The organism is Bacillus sp. FSL K6-0069 (assembly GCF_038007785.1).
Taxonomy (GTDB): Bacteria; Bacillota; Bacilli; order Bacillales; family Bacillaceae_G; genus Bacillus_A; species Bacillus_A mobilis.
The window spans coordinates 1206992-1230724 of sequence record NZ_JBBOXN010000001.1 but is presented as its reverse complement, the minus strand read 5'-3'; the positions used below and the strand labels follow the sequence as shown (position 1 = coordinate 1230724).

Genomic DNA, 23733 nt, shown 5'->3' with positions numbered 1-23733 from the left:
ATGAATAATACAAAAAATTCGCCTCTCGTTTCCATCTTGATTCCCACCTATAATCGACCACATTATTTTAAAATTGCTCTAGAAAGCGCATTAGCACAAACGTATTCAAATATCGAAATTATTGTAGGAGACGATAGTACAAATAATGAAACAGAAAAGCTAATATACCGACATTATTTACATAAGTATAAACATATAACGTACATTCGAAATAGCTCTACTCTTGGACAATTTCATAACGCCCTTATGCTCTTAGAACGGTCAAATGGAGAGTACATAAATTTCTTAATGGACGATGATATATTTTATAATAATAAAATCGAAAAAATGATGTTTCATTTCCAACAAGACTTAAATAAAAATCTCGCACTTATCACATCCTATCGCACTTGGATTAATGATAATGGAGATACAATTGAACAACATCCCTCCATGAAAAAATTATATGATGAAGATACACTACTAAATGGGAAAGATTTTGGAAACCGTATGCTTATAGCAGGACAAAATATTATCGGCGAACCTACAATCGTACTTTTTAGAAAAAGCCTATTAACAGAACCTTTCGGCACCTTACATGGCAGAAAATATGGCTGTAGTGTTGATATGGCCTCTTGGATCAGTTTACTTTCAAAAGGTGATGCAATGTATATCACTGAGCCCTTAAGTTCATTCCGCCTTCATACTGGACAGCAAGTACATCATAAATTCCTTGAAGGCTGCGAAGATTTTTCTCAGCTCGTTTTAACCTCGAAAAAGTATGGTTTCTTGCAAGACGCCAAATATTATAAAAAGGGGTTGATACGAGCTTACGGATGGTATAAAAATGCGGTCAAATTTTATAATCTATTTCCAAACCTCATTCCAGATATAAATACACATGCACGTCTTTCTTATTGTTTACATATCATTACAAAAGAGCTCCGTGCAATATAGTCTATCACAAGGGAGGTGCTATTCCTTCCTCGTGATGTATGACTTCCCATAAATAGTGGAATAAATGTATGCATAGTCTGCTTGTATATTATTTTTATCATGACATGATCCATATACTTACTAGGCGATAGAAAGGAATACATACATTGAAAGATCCAAATTCTCAATATCAAATAGACTACGTATTACTATTCATCTTATTTGCCATTGGGACTGTTAGTTGCTTTGCAATTGCAAGTGCACAAGCTTCTTTACCACCATTTTTGCAAAGCGTAAATTTTGTATTAAAGCAAATCCAATGGTACTTCATTGGATTTATAGCCATTGGTGTTATTATGATTATTGATTTCGATCGTTATCAAAAAATTGCTTGGTACTTATATAGCTTTGCATTGGTACTACTCATCGGACTAGAACTTCAAGTACCAGGTGCCGTCACAATTAAAGGTGCGACCGCTTGGTACAGGCTCCCAGGCATCGGAAATTTCCAGCCTTCTGAAATTATGAAATTGTTTTTAATTCTCGTCACCGGACGAATTATAGCAAATCACAATGAGAAATATTTTTTCCGAACAATACACGATGATTTTTTATTACTCGGAAAAATATGTGCAACAAGTTTGCCACCTCTGCTACTTATTGCAAAGGAACCTGATTTAGGAAACACGATGGTAATTTCAGCTATGCTCGCAGCAATGATATTAGTTTCTGGTATACGTTGGCGCTTTATTTTCGGATTAGTTTCTGGTATTTCTGCAGCTGGCGTTACATTAACTTATATTTTTTTTACTCATACAACATTCTTTAAAGCACACATTTTACAAGAATATCAACTAAATCGCTTTTACGGCTGGTTAGCTCCATACAAATATGATGCGCAAGGCTATCAATTAAGACAAGCTTTCTTAGCTACTGGATCAGGAGAAATGCAAGGAAAAGGTTGGGAAAATGGACAAGTATACTTTCCCGAACCACATACAGATTTTATTTTCACTAATGTCGCTGAACAATTCGGCTTTTTAGGCGCAAGTGTTATTATTGCACTTTTTTTCCTACTTATTTTCCGCATGATTCATATCGCTCTAGAAAGTAATGATCCTTTTGGTAGTTACATCTGCGCTGGTACAATCGGAATGTTTACTTTTCAAGTATTTCAAAATATCGGGATGACCATCGGGTTACTCCCTATTACAGGAATCACACTACCCCTTATGAGCTACGGAGGAAGTTCCTTACTCACGTACATGATAGCGATTGGATTTGTTTTAAACGTTCGCTCAAGGACGAAAATCTTTATGTTTAAATGAAGTACAAAAACGGTATATTTTTATCCCGCTTTAATGGGCAGTAAGACCCCCACCTTAAAATTCAGCGAAAACAAAGAAGTTAGGTGGGGATCGGGCTGCCCATTAATGTCCGATTGGTAAGGGCTAATAATCAGTGGGGGATGAAGAAAACCCCCACTGATTAAAGTTTCACTTTATCTCTATCCTTTTTTAGATATACTAATGGAAAATATGATGGAGGTTTAAATATGAAATATGACATTATAGGGGATATTCACGGATGCTTCCAAGAGTTTCAAGATTTAACAATGAAACTCGGATATAAGTGGAATAGTGACCTGCCGATTCACCCTGATCAACGTAAGCTTGCATTTGTTGGTGATATTACAGATCGCGGTCCTCATTCATTACGTATGATTGAAATTGTATGGGAACTTGTCATAAATAAAAAAGTAGCTTATTATGCTCCAGGAAATCACTGTAATAAACTATACCGCTTTTTCCTCGGGCGTAACGTATCAATCGCTCATGGACTCGAAACAACAGTTGCCGAATATGAAGCACTGCCTTCTCATAAACAGAATATTATAAAGGAAAAATTCATCACACTTTATGAGCAATCTCCTTTATATCACATACTCGATGAAAAAAGGTTAATTGTATGTCACGCCGGAATTCGGCAAGATTACATAGGAAGACAAGATAAAAAAGTACAAACCTTTGTATTATATGGCGATATTACAGGTGAAAAACATGCTGACGGCTCTCCTGTCCGTCGCGACTGGGCAAAGGAATATAAAGGACAAGCTTGGATTATATATGGACATACACCTGTAAAAGAACCTCGCTTTGTAAATCATACAATTAATATTGACACTGGTGCTGTATTTGGCGGGAGTTTAACTGGATTACGTTATCCCGAAATGGAGACTGTTTCCGTCCCTTCCTCCCTACCTTTTGTCCCAGAGAAGTTTCGCCCAATTTCATAACTTACGAGAGATTACCATATCATTTAGGCCGCTCTCCTATAAAAACTAGGTAAAGTAATTAAAAAAAGATGCGATAAAGTGCATCTTTTTTTAATTACACGGCATATACTGTCGCAGGAGGTGACAGAATGAAGAAAAAATCTTCTAAACAAAAAAGAAAATGCCCGCCTTTTTATCTGCCCATGTACGGAATTAACAACTGGTGCAGCATCCGAGCTGCAGCTTTAGAAGAACTGGAAGGACAAGAGGCATCCCAAAAAAACAAAGCTAGACCAAAATATGTCTCTTTAGAAAATGCTGTAATGAGCCGCATAATTGATAATAGAAAAACAAAGATGCAACAAAAAAATAAACCTCTCTCTACTCATAATGAACAGATTGTGCCCTCTGAGCAAACAGAGAAAAATATAGAAGAAAATACACCTGTAGCAATAAATCAAAAAACAGAAGTAGAAATTCCAGCTGCTATTATCAATCAAGTAAAGAAAATAAAAGAAGCATTAGCACCATCCAATGATATACAAACGGAAAAAACGATCATAATTCAAACCCCTACACCTGAAAATACAAAAGTAAAAAAAGGTGGGCGGTATGCATATGCAGAGGGGCTTCACTCTCATGCAGAGGGGACAGCTTCACATGCAGAAGGGCTTCTTACACATGCAAAAGCTTCTTTCTCTCATGCAGAAGGATCAAAAACGAAAGCAACTGGACATAGTTCCCATAGTGAAGGAAGTGAAACGACAGCAGGCGGATCTTATTCTCATGCGGAAGGTAAACATACAATCGCTTTAGGCGAAGCAGCACATGCAGAAGGAACCGCGACTATCGCTAACGGATTCTCTTCTCATGCGGAAGGTAATCATACATCAACGGCTCATTTTGCAGGTAGCCATATTATGGGGCGCTTCGGCACAGCAGAAGAATCTTATTCTTGGTTTATTGCTAACGGTACAAATGAAACCGATCGTCATATTGGTGCAAAGTGGCTTGCTCATAATGGGGAAATGTATATTGATGGCGCTTCTTACAATGCAAGTGGAACTGATTTTGCACAAATGTTTGAAACAGCAGACAATAATCTTATTGATGTAGGTTATTTCGTTACATTTAGTAGCGAAGAAAAAATTCGGATCGCTACTTCAAACGATTCATTCATTTTAGGAATATCTAGCGCAACCCCGGCACTTATAGGAAATAGCGGTGCTTTAAGTTGGCAGAAACGCTACAAAACAGATAGCTTTGGAAAACGTCAATATGTATGTGCGGAATCGCAAGACATACAACCTCTTTTAAATACAGAATGGGATCCAGCTTGCAAATATATAGCAAGAAAAGATCGTGCCGAGTGGCTTCCTGTCGGATTAATTGGACAAATGCTAGTACGCGATGACGGCACTTGCGAAACGCATGGATATTGTCGTCCAAATAACGATGGCATTGCAACAAAATCCGAAAGTGGATTTTTCGTTATAAAGCGCACGGGTGAAAATCAAATTTTAATATTATTCCGCTAAGAAAAAAGGGAACAAAATTCTTCATTACATAAGAATTTTGTTCCCTTTTTAAGTATGCCTTACTACCTCCTGCATATCGCTTGGAATCGTTGTAGTGAAAGACATTTCCTTCTCTAAAACAGGATGATAAAACGTCAATGATGTACTGTGAAGTGCTTGTCGTTTCATTTCATCCCTTTTCCCACCATATAAAGTATCGCCAAGTAACGGATGTCCTATATGAGCCATATGTACACGAATTTGATGCGTTCTTCCTGTCTCAAGCTCAAGTGATACATGCGTCTTATGATTGGCGCTATCCATCACTCTAAAATAAGTAACTGCCCTTTGCCCATCTTCACAAACTATTCGCTCAATAATGCTATCCGATTTTCGTCCAATCGGTGCATCAATTGTTCCTTCTCGTTCGGTCATCTCACCATGAACGATTGCTTCATATGTTCTTTTCACAGCTTTTTGTTGATGCTGTTTCGATAAAAGATGATGCACGAAACGGTTTTTCGCAATGAGCATAAGCCCTGAAGTATCACGATCTAACCTTGTTACGATGTGCACTGTACTTGCAAGATGCTGCTTATCATAATGAGATAAGAGCGCATTTGCAACACTCCCTGCCGGATGTTCTCTAGACGGAATCGTTGACATGTTCGCCTCTTTGTTTATGACAAGAACCGCATCATCTTCATATACAATACATAAAGGGATATCTTCCGCAATCATCCCTTCACTTCTTTCCTCCACTGGAAAAAAGACACGTAATTCTTCACCAGCTTGCAACTGATGACGAACGCTCGCATGTTGATCATTTACTTCAATAGCTCCGCCGTGAAATTTTATATCCGTTAATGCCGCTTTAGAAATCCCTTTTGTTTTTAAAAATTCTCTAACTAAAGTTCCCTCTTCAGCCGATTCTATATCCCATTTCAATGTAAATCTGTTCAAATATATAAACCCTTTCTATTTATCTGCCACAAACGAGTCACGAACTCGTTTCCAGAACGGGAATGGACGGAAACGAACAAATCGTACTTTCTCGTTTGCAACGCGATACTGGATTGATTTCACATCTTGATGCACCATCGTTAAATGGTCCACCGTAATTTGTAAGTTCATTCCTGCAGCCGGCTTCAACACACATGTATGATGCTTCGGCAGTACGAGTGGCGACCCTACAGTACGAAACACACGGTTATTAATAGATGCCATTTCTGCAATTTGAATCGCTTCAATAGAAGGGTGAATAATCGCTCCGCCAAGCGCCTTATTATACGCAGTACTTCCAGAAGGAGTAGAAATACAAAGGCCATCCCCGCGGAACGTTTCAAAGTACTCTCCGCGTATTTCCACTTCTGTTACTAATGTACCTTCCGCACTTTTCACAGTTGCTTCATTCATCGCCAAATACTGTGACTCTTTACTCCCATTCACATAGCGAATAATCACTTCTAAAAGTGGATATTCCACCACTTGGAATGGTGTTTTAGCAATTGCAATTACTAATTTCTCTACTTCTGTCGGTAACCAATCTGCATAGAAACCTAAATGCCCTGTATGTACACCAACAAATGCTGTTTCATCCAATCGATTATAATAACGATGAAACGCATATAAAAGCGTTCCATCCCCCCCAACAGAAATTACAATATCGGGTTCCTTTTCATCCATTATAAATCCAAAATCTAGCAAGTACTCTTTCATCGTGCCTGCCAATGTATCTGATGATTGATCTCCCTTTGACATAATTGTAAATTTCATCGCCCAACACCCTTTAGTTTATGATTCGGAATCTTTCGTTTCTTGTTTTCTTGAAAAAGCTTTCTGCGCTTCTTGAATCTCAAGACGAATAGAAGACATTTCTTCATCTAATAAAAACGCGGCTTCCGCTGCGCGTTGCAAGCGTATTTTAATATCTTCAGGAAAACGTCCACTATATTTATAATTTAAAGAATGCTCAATTGTTGCCCAAAAATTCATTGCTAACGTGCGTATTTGGATTTCTACCAATACTTTTTTTTCTCCCTGAATCGTTTGAACTGGGTAACTAATGACAACGTGATAAGAACGATAACCGCTATCTTTCTTTTGCGTGACATAATCACGTTCTTCCACGATTTCAAAGTCATTTCGTTTTCGAAGATATTCTACAACAGGCTTAATTTCATCAACAAATTGACACATCATACGAAGGCCTGCGATGTCTTGCATATCTTCTCTTAGCCGATCTAGCGGTACATTTCTCTTCTCCGCTTTATCAATAATACTTGCAACCGACTTTACCCTTCCTGTTACAAACTCAATTGGAGAATGCTCTGTTAACATTGCAAATTGAGTACGCATTCCTTTTAGTTTCACTTTCAGCTCTGCCACCGCTTGATGGTAAGGTGCTAAAAATTCTTCCCAATTTCGATTCATTTCAACCACCACCAAAATCAATCCATTTGCTTATAGAAATACTTTTTCTACAGCAGTTACTAGTTCTTCACCGTAATTTGCATTACCTTCAATATTTTCAACTAAATATTCTACTTCTTCTTTTAAACTTTCTAATTCCATTTCAACGTCATTCACACGAACGAACATTGCCATATCTTTATTCATTGCTTCATGCATTGCTTCCCAGCATGTGTGCGGAATACTTACATAAATGAAAGATGATTCGTTTTCTAAGATATATAAAAATGATAAATTGTCTGAGTCTACAAGTACGTGATTACGCGCACTTAACTCCTTTACCTCTATTTCATTATTTTCCGCACAAAAAATAAGAGCATTCTCTCTCTTTTCTACGCTCTTAACTTGAATTTTATTTTGCATGCTCTAACTCCTCCATCTCAACTTCCTGTCTTACTTAACAGTATTATTGTATCATAACATGGACGCAAACAAATAAAACATTGAACCAAATTTGTGAAAAAGCGATAATGTGTAAAGAATTATTTTTCAAAAGGAGCGCATACAATGACACAAGAAATTGAAATTGAATTTAAAAATATTGTTACAGAAGAAGAATTCGATACATTATGTAAATCATTCTCTATTGAGGTATTTACGAAACAGGTGAATCACTACTTTGAAACACCGGGCTTCTCATTAAAAGAAGCTGGCTCTGCACTTCGTATTCGTCATAAAGGAGAAACTTATACATTAACATTGAAACAACCTGCAGAAGTCGGCTTGTTGGAAACGCATCAAGTCGTAACAGAAGAAGCCGCAAGAATGATGATGGAAACAAACGTAATCATTTCAGGGGCTGTAATGGATCAACTACACAAATTACAAATTCCTGTTTCCGCTTTAACTTATATGGGCAGTTTAACAACTGAAAGAGCCGAAACGCTATTTGAAGGCGGAACACTTGTCTTTGATCATAGTTTCTATTACAATCACGATGATTATGAAATTGAATTTGAAGTGCAAGATGAGGAAACAGGCAAAGCTGCATTTATTCATTTATTAAAGCAGCACGACATACCAATCCGTCATACAAATAATAAAGTAAAACGCTTTTTCCTTGCCAAACAAAACAAAGCACGCTAAAGTGAAAATTCCACTAGTGAATACGTTCTACTAGTGGATATATCTCACTTTTTAAAAGGAAAAGATTCTTTTACATCTGTAGAATAAGCAAAGAACGTTATGAAGGCTATTTATTTGCCCTCTGGAACATTCCATTGCTACAATAGATATACATTTCATGGAAAAAGGAGTTTATAAAGGATGAGCAAGCAACCGATGACACCATTTGAAGCAATTGGCGGTGAACAATGCATTGCAATATTAGTAGACACATTTTATTCCTATGTCAGCAAACACCCTGACCTATCTCCCATCTTCCCGGATGATTTAACAGAAACCGCTAGGAAGCAGAAACAATTTTTAACGCAATATTTTGGTGGTCCTAATTTGTACACTGAAGAACATGGTCATCCTATGTTAAGAGCACGCCATCTTCCGTTTGAGATTACTCCAAAACGAGCAGAGGCTTGGCTATCATGTATGGAGCAAGCAATGGATGACACAGGAGTGCACGGTCATATAAGAGAGTTTGTTTTTGAACGTTTAGCATTAACTGCTCAGCATATGGTTAATACTCCAAACGAAACAGGTGAAGTGTAATGGATAAGCAGGAAGCAAAGCATATCAATATGCCATCTCCTTCCGCATGTGAGCATAAGTCTGTAGAAGCATATTTATTTATTGATCCACTTTGTAAAGATTGCTGGGAAATTGAGCCCTTTATTATTAAACTATGGCTTGAATACGGGAAATACTTCTCTATTCGTCATATCGTAACAGGAAAAGTGGACGGAACGAACGCTTCCTCACACAAATGGAATAAACCTGCTAATATTCGATTTGTGTGGGAAAAGACAACAAGTTTACAAGGTTTTTCATGTGATGGAAAGGTACATATGCAAGAGGCATCGTCAACACCCTATTTAGTTTCGATGGCAATTAAGGCAGCGGAGTTGCAGGGCCGAAAAGCAGGTTCGAAGTTTTTGCGAAAACTCCAAGAATACATTTTCCTTGAAAATGTATCAAACCCTGATTGTGAATTATTACTTGCATGTGCAAGAGATAGCGGTATTGATGTAGAAGAATTTAAAAAAGACCTACATTCCACTAGCGCAAAAAAAGCTTTCCAATGTGACTTAAAATTCACAAATGAGATGCATATTACAGAAATACCTTCTCTCGTATTTTTTCATGCGAATTCAGATGAAGAAGGTATTAAAATCGCTGGAACTTATTCTTACGACGTATACGTACAATTATTGAAAGAACTTGTAAAATGTGAAATTGAGCCAGAGCCATTACCACCTTTAGAAGTTTTATTAGAAGCAACGCAATTTATCTCTTCAAAAGAAGTAGCATTTATATATGACTGCTCGCAACAAGAAATCGAGCGCGAACTGAAAAAATTACAACTAAAACGAAAAGTACAAATGATTGACGTAAAATGTGAGCGTTATTGGAAATGGATAGCAAAAGAAAAAGACCTGGTGTAAAACACCAGGTCTTTTTCTTTACGGCTTATAAAAATATTAAAGGGGATGGGAGAAATTTTCACGTTCAAACAAAGGGGTATATGTTTGTATGTGAATTCGTTCACGCTTATTATATTACAAGATTCGACGTCAGATGACAACCCCTTTTGTCGAATTTCACACTTTTGTCACATTCTAAACGTTTTCATTTCTGAATAAGCTATAAAAAAGCCATTTTGGAGGTGTTCTGTATGAAAAAAACATATATTTTACTTCTCTTACTAGCTGTCATCGTTTCTTTTTTCTTGTACATCCTCTCTCTACTACAAGCTTTTCCTAAAATTATTGCCTTTCCTCTTTTATTTGGAGTCATTGTCATCGCTCTCTCTTATTTCAACCATAAAAAACGATTTAAAGGGTTTTAACTACAAAAAAAATCGCAAAATTGCCTTCTAATTTAGAAAAAACAAAGAAATTCACTTTATTTTTTCGACAAATATCGACAAAAATATTCAAAACAAAAAAGACGAGGTAAATGCCTCGTCTTTACTATTACTTCTCTTCAAATAATAATGCTTCTAATTCATTTAATTTCTCTTCAAACACTTGCAATGCTTCTTTTACCGGTTCTGGAGATGCCATATCTACTCCAGCTTTTTTCAGCACTTCAATTGGATAATCTGAGCTTCCTGCCTTTAAGAACTCATTAATGTAACGTTCTACTGCTGGTTGCCCCTCTTCTAAAATTTGTTTAGATAGAGCTGTTGCTGCACTAAATCCTGTTGCGTATTGATATACGTAATAGTTGTAGTAGAAGTGCGGAATACGAGACCACTCTAAACCAATCTCTTCATCGATTACTAAAGAATCACCGAAATATTTCTTATTTAAATCATAGTAGATCTCCGTTAACATGTCTGGCGTAACCGCATGTCCCTCTTGTACTTTCTTATGAATAATATGCTCAAACTCTGCGAACATCGTTTGACGGAATACAGTACCACGGAATCCTTCTAAATAATGATTTAATAAGTATAGACGCTCTTTCTTATCTTCTGTCGTTTTTAATAAATAATCGTTTAGAAGCGCTTCATTACAAGTTGATGCTACTTCTGCAACGAAGATTGAATAATCACCGTATACGTGCGGCTGCGTTTTTCTTGTGTAGTAACTATGCACAGAATGACCGAACTCATGAGCAAGTGTATATAAATTATTTACATTATCATGCCAGTTCATTAAAATATACGGATTTGTTCCGTATGCACCAGATGAATATGCTCCGCTTCGTTTTCCTTTATTCTCATACACATCTACCCAGCGATTTTCATATGCTTCTTTTAAAATGTCAACATACTCATCACCAAGCACGTTTAAAGACTTTAATAACATGTCTTGTGCTTCTTCATACTTCACGTTCATTTTCACTTCTGGTACAAGTGGTGTATATAAATCATACATATGAAGCTCATCAAGCCCTAGTGCACGCTTACGAATATCAATGTAACGATGTAGCAAATGTAAATTATCATTTACAGATTCAACAAGTTGATCATACACAGCTTCAGGAATATTATTATTACTTAATGCCGCTTGACGTGCAGAATCGTATTTACGAACACGGGCGTTGAAATTATTACGTTTCACAGCTCCGCTTAACGTACTTGCAAATGTATTCTTATATTTTCCGTACGTTTCATATACAGCTTTGAATGCATCTTCGCGCACACGACGATCATCACTTTCTAAAAACTGAATGTAACGACCATGTGTAATTTCTACTTCTTCTCCATCCTCACCTTTAATAGATGGGAATTTCAAATCCGCATTATTCAACATACCAAATGTATTACTTGATGCACTCATTACTTCAGATGCTTCTGCTAATAGAGCCTCTTCCGCTTCAGATAATACGTGCGGGCGTTGTCGCGTAATTTCTTCTAATGCATGTTCATATACACTTAGGTCTCTATTTTCTTTCAAGAATGTTTGCAGTGTATCTTCTGAAATCGATAAAATTTCCGGCACAATATATGCTGTGCTGCTAGATACTTGTGAATATAAATTTGTCGCGCGGTCATTTAACGCTTGATACACAGAGTTTGTTGTATCTTGATCGTAACGCATATGTGCATATGTATATAGCTTACCTAATCGCATTGAAATTTCATCTTCATATTGCAATGCTTCAAGTAAATTATTCGCAGAGTCACCAAGTTTCCCTTTAAATTCAGTTAACTTCGGTAATAGCTCTTTAATGGCTTGGAATTCTTTTTCCCATTCTGCATCTGTTTGGAAAATATCTTCTAATCGCCACGTACTTGATTCTTCAATCTCTTTGCGATCTGGTAATGTTTTTGCTGTGTTTTGTTCAGACATCCTTTAAGCCCTCCTTTAAATATCTCTACTTACATACAATTCGATTTTTCTTATGTAATTCCTTCACGATCAGTCTTTATTATATCCCCTTTTCCTTCTCTCATGTTGTACTTTGCCTCAAATAAAGATAAGGCATACGCTAAGCAAATTTCATCATATTTCATAACTTCCTCCTCTGTTTTCAGCATAACTACACCTCTTTTTTTCCGGTACTTATAAGTCCCCACTTTCTGCAATACACCTGCATAACATAGAAATACCATATATTCAGTAACTGCCACTTTCCATATATGCTGTGAAAAGTACGGGAGCATACGCCTTTTCGTATACTTTTTCACATAACTACACACATACCCGAGGGAAATACAATCGCCTACCGCAAGCTCACCTATACACTTCATATATAGAAAAGCTTGCCATATAAATGGATTTGTTTGAAAAGCAATTGAGGACGGGAGCGGCACACCAATTTCAGAAGGAAAATTTGCTGGGGTACATTTACATTGATATAAGAGGCGTAATAGTGACTTATGATTGTAATTCCAAATGGGTAAAGCATTTTTCCGAAAGTAGCTCTTTCGCTGTTTCCATTCCTCACCTAATGTTTCTTTTCGGAAAGAAACGGGAGAAAAGAGCATTTCAAAAGTAGTCGTTTCAGTTGGTAAATATATAATATGTGAGAAAGAGATGCTTGTAGAAAATGAAGTGAGAAACGCGCATTTCATAAATAATTTTTGTTTCGGACAGAAAAAAATAAGAAATGGCTGAGGATAAGATTGTAAGGAGAAAGCCATAAGGGAGGAGAATTTTATCCAATATGCTGATTGCTTTTTCAATTGATTTCCACCAATAATCCAAATGACCTGTATACCAACTCGCCAATACGAATAGGTTCGTTTGTACAGCTGCTCTATAGAAAGATTTGCGCATTGATATTCAATCGCAATTGTTCTCCCCGCTCTCTCTATAAAAATATCTGGTCGTTGCTGGATTTCTGGAAGATAGTGCTCTATATATACGGGGAAGCTTTGACGTTTGAACCACCTATATAACAATTCTTTACCGTGCATATGATACATAGATTCCGCTTCATAAAAGGCAAGACACGCGTCCATTTTCTTATGAGCAAAATGCCAACTTTTTTGTTTCCCTAATTTCATTTGCACTTCTTTCCCGCAAGCTATGCAAAAGAAGCTTTCCCTTTTACGCATACGATGTAAAAGCTCTTCATCATGATGATAGAGTAGATGAATTTTTTCTCCGTTTTCTCTTTTAGCGATAAACATCAGAATCACACCCTTTCAGCTCCTTATATTCTACAACTTATTACAAATTCCTTTTAAAAAAGAGATGTCCCAATTTGGGACATCTCTTTTTATAATAAAGGTGATAATAATCGATACGTCGATTCCACAATCCGTCTATGAAGACGCCTTTTATGAAAACGATCGACATGAATTTCACTTGATTCTTCTATATCCTCTTTAAAGTCTTGAACGAGTTTTCGAATGCTGTCTGTATCATATAAAAAGGCATTTACTTCAAAGTTCAAATGAAAACTTCTCATATCCATATTAGCTGTCCCAATTGAAGCTAAATCAGAATCGACAATGACAACTTTACTATGGAGAAAACCTTTTTCATATTCATATATTTTTACCCCTGCATCTAAAAGCTCTGGGAAGTACGATCTCGATGCGTAAAAGACGGTGCGCTTATCAGGCTTACTCGGCATTAATAAACGAACATCAATACCAGCAAGTGCAGCTACCTTTAATGCGGATAAAATATCATCATCTGGAATGAAGTACGGCGTCGCAATCCAAATGGATTTCCGTGCAGAAGAAATCATGGCAAAATATAAATGTTTAATTGTTTCCCATTTATTATCCGGTCCACCTGCAACGAGCTGCACGCCTCCCCAATGATCCCCCTCAACTGCTTTCGCTTGTAAATATTCAGGGGCTAGCACAGCCTCACCAGTCATATAAAACCAATCTTGAAGGAAAATAAGTTGTAAGCTTTGAACAGCTTCACCACGCAAATATAAATGCGTGTCTCGCCAAAAGCCGAAGTACTTATCCTTCCCTAAATATTCATCACCAATATTTAATCCACCTACAAATCCTTCATTCCCATCAATAATAACGATTTTTCGGTGATTTCGATAATTAATCTTATCGTTTAAAATCGGAAAGCGCACAGGGAAAAATGGAATCATTTCAACACCTGCGTCGTTTAATTCTTCAATATACGAATTCGATAATCTAAAACTTCCAACCGCATCATATAAAAAACGAACAACTACGCCTTCTTTTGATTTTTGTATTAAAATATCTTTAATTTCTGTTCCAAGCTTATCATCACGCACAATGTAATATTCCATATGAATATGATGTTTCGCTCGTTTTAATCCATCTAAAATGGCCTGAAACGTTTCATCTCCATTTGTTAATGTTCTCGTTTCAGTTTGAAATGAAATATTTAAAGCGCCTAAGCGGTCCGCTAAACGGAATAACAGCTCTTGATGCTTATGATTGCGCAAAATCCGTTCTTCATAATCTTCATGTCCCTTATATTGTAAAAACGCTTGTTCATCGAGCAACGCCTTCTTTTGGAACATTCTCTTCCTCCGAAAGTTCTGTCCGAATAATAAATAAGCGAAGAATCCAAATACCGGAAAAATACCTAACACAATGAGCCATGTAAGTGTTTTTGACGGATGACGGTTCTCTAAGAAAATCACGCAGCCAATTAAAAATGCAGATACTGTAAATAAAATACTAATAATACCTAGGATCGACACATCTTTTATCCCAATCACATCCGAATAAAATGCTACATCAATAAACATACGTAACGAAACAAATAATGCGAACAATAGTAAAACAAAGAAAATCAACTTTAACGTATTTTTCATCTCTTACCTCCTTACTAAGAAAGCTTTCCTATTCTTCATATAAAAAGCCGATTTCATACTACAGAAATCGGCCTACGTTTTAGCAGGAAAATTATTGCGAATTGTTTCAAGCGCATGCTCTTTCACAATTTGTTTCCCATACTCACTTACACGATGAATTGTTAAAGTTGATTCTTCTCCGTACTCTAAAACAATACTTAAAATACGATCGATTTCTTCTTCATCATGTAGCACTTCATCGAATTCCACATATACATAATAGCGGTTCTCAAATGAATACAGCTCATCTTTTATATCTTCAAAGATAAGACGGTGACTTAATGAAATAACATCTTCAAAATCATTAAACTTAATTAAAAAGCCAAACGTACCATCTTCGTTAAAGTTTGTTCCTGCTTGCTCTTCTACCTCTTCCACTAATTCTTGCTGGAATAATGATTCAATGCCTTCATCTAGAGGAATGTCTATGATTTTATCTACACCTATTGGTAGTTCTAACTTTTGTCCATCCTTTGAAAGCTCTGCTTTCGTTACAAGTACTTCAATCCCTTTATCGACTGCTTGCACTTGAATCCATAACGGCCCATCAATAAAGAAATCGTCATGATCACGAGCTTCGTCCATCATCTCCCAAAAGAGCTCTTCACTTCGTTCGCGATCGTACCAAATCTCTTCACGATTAAACCCTCTATCCTCTATATCAATGTACGTAATAAAAAATTTCATCGTATGGTCATTAATTCTTTCAATATCCAAAATACAACTCTCCCTTCCTGTTTGGAATTGTTATGAAGGGATTCCCCACTCATATGACAAATCAATAGATTCTTGTACTCTCATTTTATGATAAGATTCTCCAGAATGGAAATAAAATCGATTTATTTTACAAAAATAGTTATATGCCTATCTTTATTCGATTGTCTAAACAAATATATCATTATAGCGATTTCTTACTCACAAAAAATTTGGACATACATTTCCACCTTCCACCGTACACTGTAATAAAGTGAAACTTTTATTAGAGAAGATGATTTACTCTCTCTTCACCACATACATATAGTTCGCTTATTAAAACATCATAAATGGAGGCAGACGAATGGACTTAGAGTTTTTAACATCTGTACTAATGATTGTCGGTATCGATGTTGTACTAGGTGGTGACAACGCAATCGTTATCGCACTAGCTAGCCGAAATTTACCTGAATCGAAACGAAATAAAGCCATTTTGATTGGTACTCTTTTAGCAATCGTACTAAGAATTCTCCTTACTATACTAGCTGTCTATTTACTCGACATTCCATTTCTGCAACTTATCGGCGGCGTTTTACTTACATTAATTGCAGTAAATTTACTAACCGATAATAGCAACGATCTTTCTTCTATTCAAGGAAAAACAACTTTATTTCAAGCTGTGCGTACAATTGTATTCGCGGACCTTGTTATGGGATTTGACAACGTTATTGCCATTGCAGGGGCAGCTCATGGAAGATTATTACTCGTAATAATCGGCTTACTCATCTCTATCCCGATTATTATTTGGGGCAGCAAACTTATTTTAATACTTATGGAACGCTTTCCATTCCTCATTTATTGCGGGGCAGCGATTCTCGCCTATACAGCAGGAAAAATGGTCACACATGAAGACCGACTTGCAACCTTTTTTCATAACAACCCAAGTTTCACTGCAAGCATTCCTTACTTATTTATTTTCACCATTTTATGCATCGGTATTATCGTGCAACAAGTTCGATTACGAAATGTGAAACATTAAAAAAAACCTTCTACTATATAATAAGTAGAAGGTTTTCATATTATTATAATTAATTTACAAGACGCTGTGCTTCACGTAATTGGAACGTTCTTACAGTACGTGGTAAGAAACGGCGGATTTCGTCTTCATTGTAACCTACTTGAAGGCGTTTCTCGTCAATCATAATTGGACGACGTAAAATCCCTGGATAGTCACGAATCATCTTATATAAATCTTGAAGTGGTAAAGACTCTAAGTTTACATTTAATTCTTGGAAAACTTTCGAACGAGTAGAAATAATCTCATCCGTTCCGCTTTCTGTCATACGTAAAATCTCTTTAATTTCCTCAATCGTTAATGGATCTGAGAAAATATTACGTTCTGTATAAGGAATATGATTTTCCTCTAGCCATAATTTCGCCTTTCTACAAGACGTACAGCTTGGAGAACTATATAATGTTACCATACAAAGCTCACTCTCCTTAAAGAGTACAAATTCTGTACTAATTACAGTTTAAATTTCTAAATTCAGCCATTTTTTGCGATACCTTGTCTTAAAACAAAGTGCAAAAATCGCATTTCATGTAAGCAACAACTTTTAGCAAACAACAATTACTTTTAATAAGTAACTTCTATAATCATTATACAATAGATTTTGCAAGAAATATACAGTAAATTTCCTTCTAATTGAGAAAACTCTTCCGTGTATTCCACTGCTATGTAACATGATCACACTCGCTTTATCTGTACTTTAACAATACCTCCAACCCTCTTAACGCTTGCTTTTCATAGATTATTCATATGATATATAGTTATTGTTCCAGAATCTTTCCTATGAAAAAGAGAACGTTTTCTTACCTTTTCTTGATAAATCAATTAAGAAATGTAAGACTATACAAGTGAGAATGAAAAGGAACATTTGTTCTTATTTTAACAAACATTCTCATTCGTGTCTATACGATTTCTAAAATAAATCCGTTATTTTTCTGACATTTCTTTCTTTTTTGTCTTTTATCTCATACAATAAACATACAGACAGGCAAAGGGGGAATTTGCAAATGATTGCTTTTTTTATTGATTTTGTCACGGTTGCTGCCCTCATCATCGGAATAACAGCATTGATTGGTGTCATTACAAATAGCATTGGTGAAAAACTCTTTGGCGGAAAAGAAAAGATGAAGTTTGTTAATAAAAGTTTGGATGTGCAATCCGGCTGGAATCAAGTTGGCGGGAAAGGTATTTATAAGAAACGTACGTATTAAAAAAAGCAGGCAATCACCTGCTTTTTTCTTATTTCTCTACTGACGCCCATTTAAAGCTTAAATCACCGCCATATTTATGGTTGTACATATTTTTAATTGATTCTCTTTGTATATATGCTCTACCACGTTGATATACTGGAACAATCGCAGCGTCATCAAGTAACATTTTCTCTGCTTCTAATAAGTTTTTCCAACGGGCATTTACATCGCTTCCATCTTTCTTCGCTTTCATGATAATTTCATCATATTTCGGATTAGAGTATTTCATTTTATTTTGCGATCCGTCCGTCACAAACATATCAAGGTATGTAACTGGATCTGGGAAGTCTGCACTCCATCCAGAGAATGACATCACATAATCGCCCGCATCTTCTAGTTTTAGTTTTTGCGCAAATGGTTGTTGTTTAATCTTCACTGTTAAACCTGGTAAATTCTTTTCTAACTCACCTTTTAAATATTCACCTGTTTTCTTCGATAATTCAACATCTTCATTTAATAACTCTAATTCGATTTCATTTTTACTAAGTTCTTTTTTACCAGCTTCCCAATACTTCTTCGCTTCTTTCACGTTTGGTTTTACAATATCTCCATTTACAGCACGGAAGTCTTTCTTATCTGGCCCTTTAATGAAGTTATCAGGAATTAATCCTGTTGCTGGCTTAGAACCGTTATTTAATAATGTATCAACGAACGGCTTACGTTCAAAAGCAAGTGAAATTGCTTTACGAATATTTTTATTTGCTAAAGCTGGGTCTTTTTGATTTAAACGAAGGAAGAATACAGATGTATCTTCTACTGTTTGGAAATCCGGTTTTCCTTTATATTTATCGATGAACTCTGCTAATAACGTCGCTCGATCGACTGCGTTTGTTTCATATAAATTAATTGGCGTAGACGTATCTTTTACAATATTAAAGTTTACTTCCTCAATCTTCACTTCTTTATTGTCCCAATATGACGCGCTCTTTGTCATTTTAAAGCTACGTTCATGTTGCCAATCACTTAATGTAAATGGTCCGTTATAAAGTGTTGTATTCGCTTCCAAACCAAACTTCGTACCTTGCTCTTTCACAAACTTTTCATTCACAGGATAGAAGATTGGATATACCATTAAATCTACAAGGTATGGAATTGAATTGTCTAATTCCACTTCTAATGTATGATCATCAATCGCTTTCACGCCTAATTGATCTGGACTCATCTCTTTTTTATTAATTTTCTCTGCATTTTTTATATCATACATAATGTACGCTGATTTCGCAGCTGTATCTGGGTTAATCGCTCTTTGCCATGCGTATACGAAATCCTTCGCCGTCACAGGCTCACCATTTGACCATTTTGCGTCTTCACGTAACTTAAATGTATATTTTTTACCGTCTTCTGACTTTTGGAATTCCTTCGCTACACCAGGAACTAGCTTATCATCTTTCCCTAAACTGTATAAGCCTTCCATCGTATTAGTCATTACTCTTGAAGAAACTGCATCAGCTGATAACGCTGGATCCATCGTTGGAATTTCTTGTGTTTCAATTAAGTTAATAACTTGCTTCGCACCGCTTTTCCCGCTATCCCCTTTTGCGTTCGCTTGCGGTTCATCTTTTTGGTAGCTACATGCCCCTAACATCATGCTCATCGCTACTGTTGACGCTACAAAAACTGGTATCTTTTTTTTCATACTTCCACCCTCCAAAAAAATGTTAGCCCTTTCATTTTCAAACAAATAGAAATATATATATGTTCTAACAATTCATATTATACATACAAATATATTTTTTGTATATTTATATTTCTATTTTATTAAAATTTTCTGTTAAAAAACAAACCTTTGTAAACGTTTCATATTGTTGATTATCCTTACTAAAGTGTTGAAAATAATAATTTTTATATTTTTCTAAATTATCAGAGAAAAATAAATTTTATATTTTATAATACTTTGTGCATAATTATCCTTCTCTTTTTATCATAAAATAGCACTCTCTTCATAATAAAGATATGTAGGTTAAAATGAGTGCAAAGGATAAGAAAGTATGTTACGATACATTTTGCTAAAAATAGATATCGGTAAAGAGGGGACGGACATGACAGCAATTCAGGCAAAAAACGGGCCGACAGAGAAATTAAGTTTATTCCTATTAACATGGCCTATTTTTCTAGAAGTTTTTCTATTTATGTTAATGGGGATCGCTGATACTTTCATGTTAAGTGCATTATCAGACGATGCTGTATCTGGGGTTGGTGCAGCGAATCAATATCTCCATATCGCTATTTTGGTACTAGAAGTCATCGGGAACGGCGCAGCTATCGTCGTATCTCAATACCTCGGTTCCAAACGTTTTATGGAAGCATCTAAAATATCAGCTTTAGCCGTCACATTAAATTTAGTGGTCGGACTCATTATAAGCGCTGGTTTTCTTTTATTTTCAAAACATATGATGATGGCAATGAACTTACAAGGCGATGTACTCATGTATGCGCAAAACTATTTATCCATCGTCGGAGGCGCTATTTTCCTTCAAGCTATTATTAATTCATTAGCCGCAATTATCCGCGTACATGGCTTCACAAAGCAAGCGATGTTTATTTCACTTGGAATGAATATTATTCATATCGCTGGAAACTACGTACTCATTTTCGGAAAATTTGGTTTCCCAGAGCTCGGTGTACAAGGGGCTGCCATTTCTTCTGCTGTCAGCAGATTAATCGCACTTATCGTTTTCTTCTGGTTACTGTACCGCGTTATGGAATACCGTGTGAAATTACAATATTACTTCACCTTATCAAAAGAATACATCGGGAAAATTTTAAAAATCGGGATTCCATCTGCATTTGAGCAAGTTATGTATCAAGCTTGCCAAATTGTCTTCTTATACTATGCAACATACTTAGGAACGGAATCATTAGCGGCGAGACAATACGCTACGAACATTTCTATGTTCACTTATTTATTCGCGATTGCGATCGGTATGGGAACAGCCATTATTATCGGACGCCTCGTTGGCGGTGGGGAAAAAGACGAAGCGTATGAACGCGTATGGAAAAGTGTAAAGTGGGCAATTGGAGTCACTTTATGTATGGTCGCTCTCGTCATTACATTCCGTACACAATTAATGGGACTATTCACAGATAATCCGCACATTATTACGTTAGGTGCATCAGTTCTTTTACTTAGTGTACTACTTGAAACGGGACGTACGATGAACATCGTCATTATCAATTCACTTCGCGCAGCTGGTGATGCAAAGTACCCAGTTTTAATCGGAGCGTTCTCTATGGTGTTAATGAGTTTACCACTCGGTTATTTTTTCGCCTTCCATTTAGATATGGGGCTCGTTGGTATTTGGTTAGCGATTGCTATTGATGAATGGACACGTGCCATCATTATGTTCTTCCGCTGGAAAAGTAGAGCGTGGGAACGTTATGCACTCGTTAAACCTGAAGAACAAGAAGAGATTGTTTCTGTTCAGGCACAGTAATGCTCGTTTAATTGAGATGCAGTCATTTGTAAATGAAATTTGCATTGGAGAAAAGCTGTTCCAACAAATTGTTGGAACAGCTTTTTTAATTATACTTTTCAATTTCTATCTTCAATTCGTCAATATTCTTTTTTCTAGTCTCAAAATAGAAATAATCTAATATTAAAGCAAATTTATCCCTTCACTTTCTTCAATCCATAAAAAAAAGAGCCACCCCTCATCATAGAAGAATGACTCTCTTTCTTATTGATAAATCTCTTTATATTTCTTATACTCCGCTTCAGAACATAATACGAAATGTCCTGGGCGAATTTCACGCATTGTTGGTGCTTCGCTAGCATAATCATGCTGAGATGGATCGTATACGATACGTTTACGATTGCGCTCATAATCTGGATCTGGGAGCGGAATTGCTGATAATAGTGATTTCGTATATGGATGAATTGGATTCGCATATAACTCTTCACTTGTTGTTAGCTCAACGATTTGACCACGGTACATTACGCCGATTCGGTCACTAATGTATTTTACCATTGATAAATCATGGGCAATGAATAAGTATGTTAACCCTTTTTCTTTTTGTAACTTTTTCAGTAAGTTTACAACTTGCGCCTGGATTGAAACATCAAGTGCTGAGATTGGCTCATCGGCAATGATAAATTCCGGTTCTACAGCAAGTGCGCGAGCGATACCGATACGTTGACGTTGTCCACCTGAGAATTCATGCGGGAAACGGTTTGCGTGCTCTTTATTTAAACCAACTGTGATTAATAATTCATGAACACGGTCCATACGCTCTTTTTTGCCTTTTGCTAGTCCGTGAATATCAATACCTTCTGCAATAATATCCCCTACTGTCATACGAGGGTTTAATGATGCATATGGATCTTGGAAAATCATTTGCATTTTACGGTTGAACTTCTTCAGTTGTGCGCGTGATTTTTTACCATGTACATTTTCACCATCGAACAATACTTCACCAGCAGTTGCATCATATAAACGAATAATCGTTCTTCCAGTTGTAGATTTACCACAACCTGATTCTCCTACAAGACCAAATGTCTCTCCGCGGTAAATATCAAATGAAATATCATTAACCGCTTTGACAACACCACCACTCACGTCGAAGTGCTGCTTTACATTTTTTACTTCAATTAATTTCTCACGTTGTTTAGTCATGTTGTTCACCTGCTTTCATTTGAAGAATGCGTTTTTCCACAACTGCCGGCGGTCTTACTTCTGGAGCTTGCTCGTGAAGTAACCAAGTTGCCGCGTAGTGTGTATCACTTACTTTAAATAAAGGTGGGTCCATTTCAAAATCAATTTTCAGCGCCTGCGGGTTACGTGGTGCAAAAGCATCTCCCTTTGGCGGCTTTAATAAATCTGGAGGCGTTCCAGGGATTGCATATAACTCTTCTTCTGAACCATCTAAACTTGGCATAGATGCGATTAGGCCCCAAGTATACGGATGTTTTGGATTGTAGAAAATTTCATCAACCGTTCCAATTTCAACAACTTTACCAGCGTACATAACTGCTACGCGGTCCGCAACGTTTGCCACTACACCTAAATCATGCGTAATGAAAATGATTGCTGCTTCTGTTTTTTGCTGAATGTCCTTCATAAGTTCTAAAATTTGCGCCTGAATTGTAACGTCTAGCGCTGTTGTCGGCTCATCGGCAATTAATAATTTCGGGTTACAAGCTAACGCCATCGCAATAACTACACGCTGTCTCATACCACCTGAGAATTGGTGAGGATATTGTTTTAAGCGCGCTTCTGGATTCGGAATACCTACAAGGTCGATTAATTCTAACGCAACTTTACGTGCATCTGCTTTACTCATCCCTTGGTGTTTAATAAGGCCTTCCATAATTTGATTTCCAATTGTCATCGTTGGATTTAATGATGTCATTGGATCTTGGAAAATCATCGCGATATCTTTACCGCGCACTTGTTGCATTTCTTTTTCTGTTAATTTCGTTAAGTCACGACCTTCAAATACGATTTCACCGTTTTTAATACGTCCTGGAGGATTCGGAATTAATCCCATTAACGCTTTAGAAGTAACTGATTTACCAGAACCAGATTCTCCTACAATCGCTAATGTTTCTCCTTTTTTCAAATCAAAAGTAACACCGCGTACAGCTTGTACTTCACCTGCATGTGTATCAAAGGAGACTTGCAAATCTTTTACCTCTAGCAATGTTTTCATTTTTACTTCTCCCCTCTT

At 36.5% G+C, this 23733-nt stretch carries 23 protein-coding genes; 11 read left to right on the top strand and 12 right to left on the bottom strand.

Annotated features, from left to right (window positions below; translation table 11 throughout):
• The 4 genes from MHB74_RS06285 (at window position 1) to MHB74_RS06270 (ending at window position 4728) form a co-directional block, all read left to right on the top strand.
• Window positions 1-936: a glycosyltransferase family 2 protein gene (locus MHB74_RS06285; RefSeq protein WP_061678741.1), complete on the top strand. Its 936-nt coding sequence runs from the start codon at window positions 1-3 to the stop codon at window positions 934-936.
• Window positions 937-1082: 146 nt separating this feature from the next.
• Window positions 1083-2243, top strand: a complete 1161-nt coding sequence (locus MHB74_RS06280; RefSeq protein ID WP_061678740.1) for an FtsW/RodA/SpoVE family cell cycle protein — start codon at window positions 1083-1085, stop codon at window positions 2241-2243.
• A 227-nt stretch (window positions 2244-2470) separates the two neighbouring features.
• On the top strand, window positions 2471-3211 hold the full coding sequence (gene prpE, locus MHB74_RS06275; protein WP_061678739.1) for a bis(5'-nucleosyl)-tetraphosphatase PrpE: 741 nt from the start codon (window positions 2471-2473) through the stop codon (window positions 3209-3211).
• Between the two features lie 128 nt (window positions 3212-3339).
• Window positions 3340-4728: a peptidase G2 autoproteolytic cleavage domain-containing protein gene (locus tag MHB74_RS06270; RefSeq protein ID WP_061678738.1), complete on the top strand. Its 1389-nt coding sequence runs from the start codon at window positions 3340-3342 to the stop codon at window positions 4726-4728.
• Window positions 4729-4776: 48 nt separating this feature from the next.
• On the opposite strand, the gene MHB74_RS06265 is transcribed toward MHB74_RS06270, so the two are convergent.
• From MHB74_RS06265 to MHB74_RS06250, 4 genes are read right to left on the bottom strand one after another with little or no spacing between them, the layout of a single operon-like run.
• Window positions 4777-5670, bottom strand: a complete 894-nt coding sequence (locus MHB74_RS06265; protein ID WP_061678737.1) for an RluA family pseudouridine synthase — start codon at window positions 5668-5670, stop codon at window positions 4777-4779.
• Between the two features lie 15 nt (window positions 5671-5685).
• Window positions 5686-6483, bottom strand: coding sequence for an NAD kinase (locus MHB74_RS06260; RefSeq protein WP_000673186.1), 798 nt, complete (start codon window positions 6481-6483; stop codon window positions 5686-5688).
• Between the two features lie 18 nt (window positions 6484-6501).
• On the bottom strand, window positions 6502-7140 hold the full coding sequence (locus MHB74_RS06255; RefSeq protein WP_001081480.1) for a GTP pyrophosphokinase: 639 nt from the start codon (window positions 7138-7140) through the stop codon (window positions 6502-6504).
• A 30-nt stretch (window positions 7141-7170) separates the two neighbouring features.
• Complete coding sequence (locus tag MHB74_RS06250; protein ID WP_016088885.1) at window positions 7171-7542, bottom strand: UPF0738 family protein; 372 nt, start codon at window positions 7540-7542, stop codon at window positions 7171-7173.
• Between the two features lie 144 nt (window positions 7543-7686).
• On the opposite strand from MHB74_RS06250, the gene MHB74_RS06245 reads away from it, so the two are divergent.
• The 4 genes from MHB74_RS06245 (at window position 7687) to MHB74_RS06230 (ending at window position 10141) form a co-directional block, all read left to right on the top strand.
• Window positions 7687-8265, top strand: coding sequence for a CYTH domain-containing protein (locus tag MHB74_RS06245; protein ID WP_061678736.1), 579 nt, complete (start codon window positions 7687-7689; stop codon window positions 8263-8265).
• Window positions 8266-8445: 180 nt separating this feature from the next.
• Complete coding sequence (locus MHB74_RS06240; protein ID WP_061678735.1) at window positions 8446-8844, top strand: globin domain-containing protein; 399 nt, start codon at window positions 8446-8448, stop codon at window positions 8842-8844.
• Window positions 8844-9737 carry a ClpXP adapter SpxH family protein gene (locus MHB74_RS06235; protein ID WP_000360655.1) on the top strand — a complete coding sequence of 298 codons (894 nt, stop codon included), beginning with the start codon at window positions 8844-8846 and terminating at the stop codon, window positions 9735-9737. Before MHB74_RS06240 ends, MHB74_RS06235 begins: the two co-directional genes overlap by 1 nt.
• Before the next feature lie 230 nt (window positions 9738-9967).
• The gene (locus MHB74_RS06230) at window positions 9968-10141 is read left to right on the top strand and encodes a hypothetical protein (RefSeq protein WP_081110297.1); all 174 of its coding nucleotides are present in this window, start codon (window positions 9968-9970) and stop codon (window positions 10139-10141) included.
• Between the two features lie 127 nt (window positions 10142-10268).
• Here the strand turns inward: MHB74_RS06230 and pepF are convergent, their stop codons facing one another.
• From pepF to mecA, 4 genes are all read right to left on the bottom strand, one after another.
• Window positions 10269-12095, bottom strand: coding sequence for an oligoendopeptidase F (pepF, locus tag MHB74_RS06225; protein WP_061678734.1), 1827 nt, complete (start codon window positions 12093-12095; stop codon window positions 10269-10271).
• A 50-nt stretch (window positions 12096-12145) separates the two neighbouring features.
• Entirely contained in the window at window positions 12146-13390 is a 1245-nt protein-coding gene (locus MHB74_RS06220; protein ID WP_061678733.1) for a competence protein CoiA, read from the bottom strand.
• Between the two features lie 80 nt (window positions 13391-13470).
• The gene (locus MHB74_RS06215) at window positions 13471-15015 is read right to left on the bottom strand and encodes a cardiolipin synthase (RefSeq protein ID WP_000799208.1); all 1545 of its coding nucleotides are present in this window, start codon (window positions 15013-15015) and stop codon (window positions 13471-13473) included.
• Between the two features lie 72 nt (window positions 15016-15087).
• Window positions 15088-15771: an adaptor protein MecA gene (gene mecA / locus MHB74_RS06210; RefSeq protein ID WP_000350711.1), complete on the bottom strand. Its 684-nt coding sequence runs from the start codon at window positions 15769-15771 to the stop codon at window positions 15088-15090.
• Between the two features lie 340 nt (window positions 15772-16111).
• Here mecA and MHB74_RS06205 point away from each other — a divergent pair, with 340 nt between their 5' ends.
• Window positions 16112-16786, top strand: coding sequence for a TerC family protein (locus tag MHB74_RS06205; protein WP_061678732.1), 675 nt, complete (start codon window positions 16112-16114; stop codon window positions 16784-16786).
• 49 nt (window positions 16787-16835) lie between these two features.
• Here the strand turns inward: MHB74_RS06205 and spx are convergent, their stop codons facing one another.
• Window positions 16836-17231, bottom strand: a complete 396-nt coding sequence (spx, locus tag MHB74_RS06200) for a transcriptional regulator Spx (protein WP_000258267.1) — start codon at window positions 17229-17231, stop codon at window positions 16836-16838.
• Window positions 17232-17823: 592 nt separating this feature from the next.
• Between spx and MHB74_RS06195 the strand changes: the two genes are divergently transcribed.
• On the top strand, window positions 17824-18027 hold the full coding sequence (locus tag MHB74_RS06195; protein WP_000559978.1) for a hypothetical protein: 204 nt from the start codon (window positions 17824-17826) through the stop codon (window positions 18025-18027).
• 28 nt (window positions 18028-18055) lie between these two features.
• On the opposite strand, the gene MHB74_RS06190 is transcribed toward MHB74_RS06195, so the two are convergent.
• The gene (locus MHB74_RS06190) at window positions 18056-19702 is read right to left on the bottom strand and encodes a peptide ABC transporter substrate-binding protein (RefSeq protein ID WP_061678731.1); all 1647 of its coding nucleotides are present in this window, start codon (window positions 19700-19702) and stop codon (window positions 18056-18058) included.
• A 352-nt stretch (window positions 19703-20054) separates the two neighbouring features.
• Here MHB74_RS06190 and MHB74_RS06185 point away from each other — a divergent pair, with 352 nt between their 5' ends.
• On the top strand, window positions 20055-21500 hold the full coding sequence (locus tag MHB74_RS06185; protein ID WP_061678730.1) for an MATE family efflux transporter: 1446 nt from the start codon (window positions 20055-20057) through the stop codon (window positions 21498-21500).
• A gap of 243 nt (window positions 21501-21743) precedes the next feature.
• Here MHB74_RS06185 and MHB74_RS06180 read toward each other — a convergent pair whose 3' ends face one another.
• On the bottom strand, window positions 21744-22679 hold the full coding sequence (locus MHB74_RS06180) for an ABC transporter ATP-binding protein (RefSeq protein WP_000166352.1): 936 nt from the start codon (window positions 22677-22679) through the stop codon (window positions 21744-21746).
• Window positions 22672-23715 carry an ABC transporter ATP-binding protein gene (locus MHB74_RS06175; RefSeq protein WP_000854348.1) on the bottom strand — a complete coding sequence of 348 codons (1044 nt, stop codon included), beginning with the start codon at window positions 23713-23715 and terminating at the stop codon, window positions 22672-22674. Before MHB74_RS06175 ends, MHB74_RS06180 begins: the two co-directional genes overlap by 8 nt.
• Between the last annotated feature and the right edge of the window lie 18 nt (window positions 23716-23733).

Excerpts from the sequence above, each read along its gene's own strand:
- MHB74_RS06285 (WP_061678741.1), top strand. The coding sequence starts at position 1 with ATGAATAATACAAAAAATTCGCCTCTCGTTTCCATCTTGATTCCCACC.
- prpE (WP_061678739.1), top strand. The coding sequence starts at position 2,471 with ATGAAATATGACATTATAGGGGATATTCACGGATGCTTCCAAGAGTTT.
- MHB74_RS06270 (WP_061678738.1), top strand. The coding sequence starts at position 3,340 with ATGAAGAAAAAATCTTCTAAACAAAAAAGAAAATGCCCGCCTTTTTAT.
- MHB74_RS06260 (WP_000673186.1), bottom strand. The coding sequence starts at position 6,483 with ATGAAATTTACAATTATGTCAAAGGGAGATCAATCATCAGATACATTG.
- MHB74_RS06255 (WP_001081480.1), bottom strand. The coding sequence starts at position 7,140 with ATGAATCGAAATTGGGAAGAATTTTTAGCACCTTACCATCAAGCGGTG.
- MHB74_RS06250 (WP_016088885.1), bottom strand. The coding sequence starts at position 7,542 with ATGCAAAATAAAATTCAAGTTAAGAGCGTAGAAAAGAGAGAGAATGCT.
- MHB74_RS06245 (WP_061678736.1), top strand. The coding sequence starts at position 7,687 with ATGACACAAGAAATTGAAATTGAATTTAAAAATATTGTTACAGAAGAA.
- MHB74_RS06240 (WP_061678735.1), top strand. The coding sequence starts at position 8,446 with ATGAGCAAGCAACCGATGACACCATTTGAAGCAATTGGCGGTGAACAA.
- MHB74_RS06235 (WP_000360655.1), top strand. The coding sequence starts at position 8,844 with ATGGATAAGCAGGAAGCAAAGCATATCAATATGCCATCTCCTTCCGCA.
- MHB74_RS06230 (WP_081110297.1), top strand. The coding sequence starts at position 9,968 with ATGAAAAAAACATATATTTTACTTCTCTTACTAGCTGTCATCGTTTCT.
- pepF (WP_061678734.1), bottom strand. The coding sequence starts at position 12,095 with ATGTCTGAACAAAACACAGCAAAAACATTACCAGATCGCAAAGAGATT.
- MHB74_RS06215 (WP_000799208.1), bottom strand. The coding sequence starts at position 15,015 with ATGAAAAATACGTTAAAGTTGATTTTCTTTGTTTTACTATTGTTCGCA.
- MHB74_RS06205 (WP_061678732.1), top strand. The coding sequence starts at position 16,112 with ATGGACTTAGAGTTTTTAACATCTGTACTAATGATTGTCGGTATCGAT.
- spx (WP_000258267.1), bottom strand. The coding sequence starts at position 17,231 with ATGGTAACATTATATAGTTCTCCAAGCTGTACGTCTTGTAGAAAGGCG.
- MHB74_RS06195 (WP_000559978.1), top strand. The coding sequence starts at position 17,824 with ATGATTGCTTTTTTTATTGATTTTGTCACGGTTGCTGCCCTCATCATC.
- MHB74_RS06190 (WP_061678731.1), bottom strand. The coding sequence starts at position 19,702 with ATGAAAAAAAAGATACCAGTTTTTGTAGCGTCAACAGTAGCGATGAGC.
- MHB74_RS06185 (WP_061678730.1), top strand. The coding sequence starts at position 20,055 with ATGTTACGATACATTTTGCTAAAAATAGATATCGGTAAAGAGGGGACG.
- MHB74_RS06180 (WP_000166352.1), bottom strand. The coding sequence starts at position 22,679 with ATGACTAAACAACGTGAGAAATTAATTGAAGTAAAAAATGTAAAGCAG.
- MHB74_RS06175 (WP_000854348.1), bottom strand. The coding sequence starts at position 23,715 with ATGAAAACATTGCTAGAGGTAAAAGATTTGCAAGTCTCCTTTGATACA.